General features: G+C 71.3%; 6 protein-coding genes. 5 read left to right on the top strand and 1 reads right to left on the bottom strand.

Features of this window, described 5'->3' with window-relative positions; translation table 11 throughout:
* From DK459_RS10745 to DK459_RS10735, 4 genes are all read left to right on the top strand, one after another.
* Positions 1–657, top strand: a 657-nt coding sequence (locus tag DK459_RS10745) for a response regulator transcription factor (RefSeq protein ID WP_110134871.1), incomplete at its 5' end; no start/stop codon positions are given.
* Positions 567–2,528, top strand: coding sequence for a 7TM diverse intracellular signaling domain-containing protein (locus DK459_RS10740; protein WP_165601163.1), 1,962 nt, complete (start codon positions 567–569; stop codon positions 2,526–2,528). The genes DK459_RS10745 and DK459_RS10740, both read left to right, overlap by 91 nt.
* A 70-nt stretch (positions 2,529–2,598) precedes the next feature.
* Positions 2,599–2,724: a hypothetical protein gene (locus DK459_RS31120; protein ID WP_255288692.1), complete on the top strand. Its 126-nt coding sequence runs from the start codon at positions 2,599–2,601 to the stop codon at positions 2,722–2,724.
* Positions 2,725–2,816: 92 nt separating this feature from the next.
* Positions 2,817–3,422: a phosphatase PAP2 family protein gene (locus tag DK459_RS10735; protein ID WP_054514767.1), complete on the top strand. Its 606-nt coding sequence runs from the start codon at positions 2,817–2,819 to the stop codon at positions 3,420–3,422.
* Between the two features lie 62 nt (positions 3,423–3,484).
* Here the strand turns inward: DK459_RS10735 and ogt are convergent, their stop codons facing one another.
* A complete protein-coding gene (gene ogt / locus DK459_RS10730; RefSeq protein ID WP_108914052.1) occupies positions 3,485–4,036 on the bottom strand; it encodes a methylated-DNA--[protein]-cysteine S-methyltransferase in 552 nt (183 codons plus the stop codon).
* A 145-nt stretch (positions 4,037–4,181) separates the two neighbouring features.
* On the opposite strand from ogt, the gene DK459_RS10725 reads away from it, so the two are divergent.
* Positions 4,182–5,230, top strand: a 1,049-nt coding sequence (locus tag DK459_RS10725) for a bifunctional transcriptional activator/DNA repair enzyme AdaA (protein ID WP_110134870.1), incomplete at its 3' end; no start/stop codon positions are given.

Raw genomic sequence — 5,230 nt, 5'->3', positions numbered from 1 at the left:
CTTGTCCTGCCCGCCCCGGTCCTGGTGGTGGAAGACGAACCGCTGGTCTGCCGCCGGCTGGAACGGCTGCTGGGGCAATTGGGCTACCCGGCCGATGCGCTGCTGTTCGCGGCCTCGCTGGCCGAGGCGCGGCGCCGCGCCGCCGACGAATCGGTCGCGCTGGCGCTGGTCGACCTGGGCCTGCCCGACGGCAATGGCATCGACCTGATCGCTGAACTGCGCGCCGCCGATCCGGCGCTGGCGATCCTGGTCATCTCGGCCTGGAGCACCGAAGACGCCATCCTGGCCGCGCTGCGCGCCGGCGCCACCGGCTACGTGCTGAAGGAACGCGACGACCTGGAAGTGCTGCTGTCGCTGCGCAGCGTGCTGCGCGGCGGCGCGCCCATCGATCCGTTCGTCGCCCGCCGCATCATCGAGGAAATGCGTCCCGCGCCCTCCCAGCCCGCCACGGCCGACGCGGGCGAAACGCTCAGCCCACGCGAAGGCCAGATCCTGCGCCTGGTGGCCGAGGGCCTGGGCAACCGCGAGATCGCCGAGCAACTGCACCTGTCGCGCTACACCGTCGAATGCCACATCAAGCACATCTACCGCAAGCTCGCCGTCTCCTCGCGCACCCGCGCGATCCACACGGCGCGCTCGCGCGGCTTGCTCGACTGACGTGGCTGGCGCTGCTGGCCTGGCTGGCGCTGCTGGCCGCGCCGGCCCTGGCCCAGAGTTTTCCCGCGGACTGCGTGGCGCAGGTGACCGGGGTGCGCGCGGCCCTGGCCGGCCCCGGCGGCGAACGCCCCGCGGACGGCGCCGCCTGGCGGTCGGTCGCGCTGCCGGACAACTGGGAAAGCCGCTGGCCCGGCCATACCGGTTTCGTCTGGTACCGCATCGACTGGCGCCATGGCTGCGGCGGCAAGCCGGCCGGCCAGGCCGCGCTGGCGGTCGAATCCATCGTCATGGCCGGCGAGATCTACCTGAACGACGACCTGCTGTGGCGCGACGCCAGCCAGGTCGAACCCCTGTCGCGCAGCTGGAACATGCCGCGCTACTGGCGCCTGCCCGAATCGTCGCTGCGCGACGGCGCCAACACCGTCTGGATACGCGTGGCCGGCGTGGCCGGCCAGACCCCTGGCCTCGGCCCGGTCTACCTGGGCGAGCCGCAAGCGCTGGCGCGCGAACACGACTTGCGCTGGTGGCGCAACCGCACGCTGTTCCTGGTCAACCTGGTGATCTCGGCCACCCTGGGCGCGCTGTTCTTCCTCCTGTGGGTCATGCAGCCGCGGCAGTCGAGCCACGGCTGGTACGCCCTGACCGCGCTGTTCTGGGTGCTGTTCTGCGCCAACGTGCTGGCGCTCAGCCCCTGGCCGTTCGGCACCACGCTGATGGCGGCGCGCGCCAATACGGTCGCGCTGACCCTGCACATCGCCTGCTTTTGCCTGTTCACCTGGCGCTTCGGCGGGCAGTCCTGGCCGCGCCTGGAGAAAGCGCTATGGGTCGCGGTCGCCGCGATGCTGGCCGCCGCCATCGGCGTGCCCGATACGGCCGTGGCGGCCATGCAGCGCACCATCGTGCTGACGGTGGCGGCGCTGTTCTTTCTGAACTGCCTGCAATGCACCATCCACGCCGTGCGCAGCCGCGATCGCGAGCAGATGCTGCTTGCCGCCTGCCTGGTGATCTTCCTGGGCGCCGCCCTGCACGACCTGCTGCTGATCCTCAAGCTCATCGACGGCGGCCGTTCCTACATTCCCTACACCAGCATGGCGGTGCTGGTCGGCATGTCGGCCGTGCTGGGCCTGCGCCACGCGCGCGGCGTGCGGCGCATCGAGCGCTTCAACCAGGAACTGGAAATCTCGGTCGAACGCGCGCGCGCCGAACTGGCCACCACGCTGGCGCGCGAACATGAACTGGCGCTGGCCAACAGCCGGCTGCAGGACCGCCTGGAAATCGCCCGCGACCTGCACGACGGCCTGGGCGGCTCGCTGGTGCGCATGACGGCGGCGGTCGAACAGGCCGGCGAGCCGCTGCGGAACCGGCAGGTGCTGTCCATGCTGAACCTGCTGCGCAATGACCTGCGGCAGACCATCGACAACGGCGCCAGCGCCGACATGACGCCGCCCGCCACGCCGCGCGCCTGGATCGCGCCGCTGCGCCACCGCTACACCCAGCTGTTCGACGAACTGGACCTGGCGGTGCGCTGGGAGGTTCCGCAAGCCTGGAACGGCGCGCCCTCCGCGCTGCAGTGCCTGGCGCTGACGCGGCTGATCGAAGAGGCGCTGACCAATGTGGTCAAGCACAGCCGCGCCCGGCGCGTCGGCGTGGCGCTGCGCCAGCCCGCGCCCGGCGAACTGCTGCTGGAGATCGAGGACGACGGTGTCGGCTTCGACGTGGACGCCGTGCGCGCCGCCAATCTGAGCGTCGGCGTGCGCAGCATGGCCACCCGCATCGCCCGGGTCGGCGGCACGCTGGACATCGCCTCGGCGCCTGGCCGCACGCGGCTGCTCGCCCGCCTGGCGCTGCCGCCAGCGACCGCGATTACCTGATTTCAGGGATACCCAAGGCCGCCCGGGGCCGATCTAATGCGGGGTTGCCCGGCGTGCCACGGAGCGCGCCGTGCCAGTGAAGTTGGCGCGACCGCTGCTGCGGCTGGCACGGTCCGGACTGGATGCGCCGGACTGCATGCTCTTTCTGTGCAAGCCGGTGAATGCCAAGGAAAACGACATTCGCATCCAGAAGTAAATCCGCGGATCCAGGCGCATTTTGCAAGGGAATTGACGGCAAACCCGACTACCATCGCGCCAGTCGAGAATATTTCATCAAAATGACGCGTCATGGATTTCCTGGAACCTATCAATCAGTCCCTGTTTCTCTTGATCAACGCCGACCCGGCCAGCCCGGCCTGGCACATCCAGGCGGCCCTGTTCGTCGCCAACCGGCTGATCCTGCTGGTGCCGGCCGCGCTCGCGGGGCTGTGGCTGTGGGGCGGCCAGGCCCAGCGTGACGTCGCGCTCAAGGCGCTGGCCGGCATCGGCGCCGCGCTCTGCATCAGCTACCTGTGCGGCGCGCTGTGGCCGCATGCGCGGCCGTTCGTGCTGGGGCTGGGCCACGCGTTCTTCGCGCACAAGGCCACCGCGTCCTTTCCCAGCAACCACACCATCATCATCGCCACGCTGGCGTTCACGCTGATCTTCGACCGGCGCTGGGCCGGCTGGGGTTATGCCTTACTGTTGCTGGCGGCCGTGGTCGGCCTGTCGCGCGTCTACCTGGGCGTGCACTTTCCGCTGGACATCGCCGGCGGCCTGCTGCTGGCGCCAGTGGCCGCCGGGCTGGCCGTGCCGGTCTGGCGCCGCGTCGGCGAGCCGCTGACGGCCGTGCTGCAGGCCATCTACCGCAGGCTGCTGGCGCTGCCCATCGCGCGCGGCTGGATCCGCGCCTGACCGCCACACCCCGCGCCGCGCGCGTCGACGCGACGCGGGCATTCCTTGCCGGTGCGGCCGCCTCAGGCGGCCCGCGCCACCGGCGCGCCCCGGGCGGCGCGCCAGCGGCCTTCGTGTTCCAGCAGCCAGCGCTTGCGATGCAGCCCGCCGCCGTAGCCGGTCAGCGACGCATTGGCGCCGATCACCCGGTGGCAGGGGACCACGATGCCGATGGGGTTGGCGCCGTTGGCCATGCCCACCGCGCGCACCGCCGAAGCCCGGCCGATGCGCGTGGCCAGGAAGCCATAGCTGACGGTCTCGCCCGCCGCGATCTCGCGCAACGCCCGCCACACACTGCGCTGGAAATCGGTGCCGCCGGACGCCACCTTCAACCGGTCGATCGCATCCACCTCGCCCTCGAAATAGGCCTGCAGCTGGCGGCTCGCGGCCGAGGCGCGCGCGGCATCGCGCAACTGCACCGCGCCCTTGCCATACTGGCGCCGCAGCAAGGCATGCATGCGGGGTTCGTAGTCGTGCCAGTCGACCGCGCGCAGGCATTCCTGCGCGTCGGTCAGGACCAGCATCTGCCCGAGGGGCGTGGCGACGCGTTCGAATTGGAAAGTCTGGACAGGCATGGCGGGCTCCGGCTTCGGCGTTAACGCGTCCAATATAGGCCGGACGCGGCGTCGGCGCTGGCGGATTCCGGACATCACAGCAAGCCGGACAACAGTGTCCGAAAACCGCTAGATCCAGGCCGCTTCCGGCGCTAGCATGGATCGCATGAACCTCGACCACGACGCCTGCTACAGCGCCATCCGCGTGCGCGACGCCCGTTACGACGGCCGCTTCTTCACCGCCGTCAAGACCACGCGCATCTATTGCCGCCCGGTCTGCCCGGCGCGCACGCCGCTGTCGCGCAATGTCATCTTCTACCCGACGGCGGCCGCCGCCCAGGAAGCGGGTTTCCATCCCTGCCTGCGCTGCCGGCCCGAAACCGCGCCCACCGCCGGCCGCGGCCGCGACCTGCCCGACGGCGTCGCGCGCGCCCTCGGCCTGATCGAACTCGGCGCGCTCGACGACGCCGGCGTCGACGCCCTGGCCGCGCGCCTGGGCGTCGGTGAACGCCAGTTGCGGCGCCAGTTCCGCCAGCACCTGGGCGCTTCGCCCGTGGCCGTGGCGCAGACCCGGCGCGTGTTGCTGGCCAAGCAGCTGATCCACGAAACCCGCCTGCCCATGGCCGAGATCGCGTTTGCCGCCGGCTTCGGCAGCATCCGCCGCTTCAACGAGATCTTCCTGGCCCTGTTCGGCCGCGCCCCGGGCGAACTGCGGCGTTCCGGCAAGCCCGATGTCCCGGCCGGCCCGCAGGGCGAAATCAAGCTGCTGCTGCGCTACCGCCCGCCCTACGACTGGCCCGCCATGCTGGACTTCCTGCGCGTGCGCGCCATCCCCGGCATCGAGCGGGTCACGGACGACAGCTACACGCGCACCATCGGCCTGGACGGCGGCCAGGGCACCGTGCGGGTCGAACCGGGCCCGGGCAACGCGCTGCGAGCCACCGTCCGCTTCCCCCAGCTGCATGCCCTGCCCACCATCATCGCGCGCCTGCGCCGCGTCTTCGACCTGGCCAGCGACCCCGCCGCGCTCGCCGCGCAACTGGCCCACGACCCCGTCATGGCCGCCCTCACCGCCGCCCGTCCCGGCCTGCGCGTGCCCGGCGCCTGGGATGGCTTCGAACTCGCCCTGCGCGCCGTCCTCGGCCAGCAGATCACCGTCACCGCCGCCATCAAGCTCGCCGGCAAACTCGTCGCCGCTTACGGCCAGCCCCTGGA

The sequence above is a fragment of the Achromobacter sp. RW408 genome (genome assembly GCF_003184165.1).
GTDB lineage: Bacteria > Pseudomonadota > Gammaproteobacteria > Burkholderiales > Burkholderiaceae_B > Achromobacter > Achromobacter xylosoxidans.
Note: the sequence above shows the minus strand (reverse complement) of the source record. Positions and strands in the feature narration are given on the sequence as shown.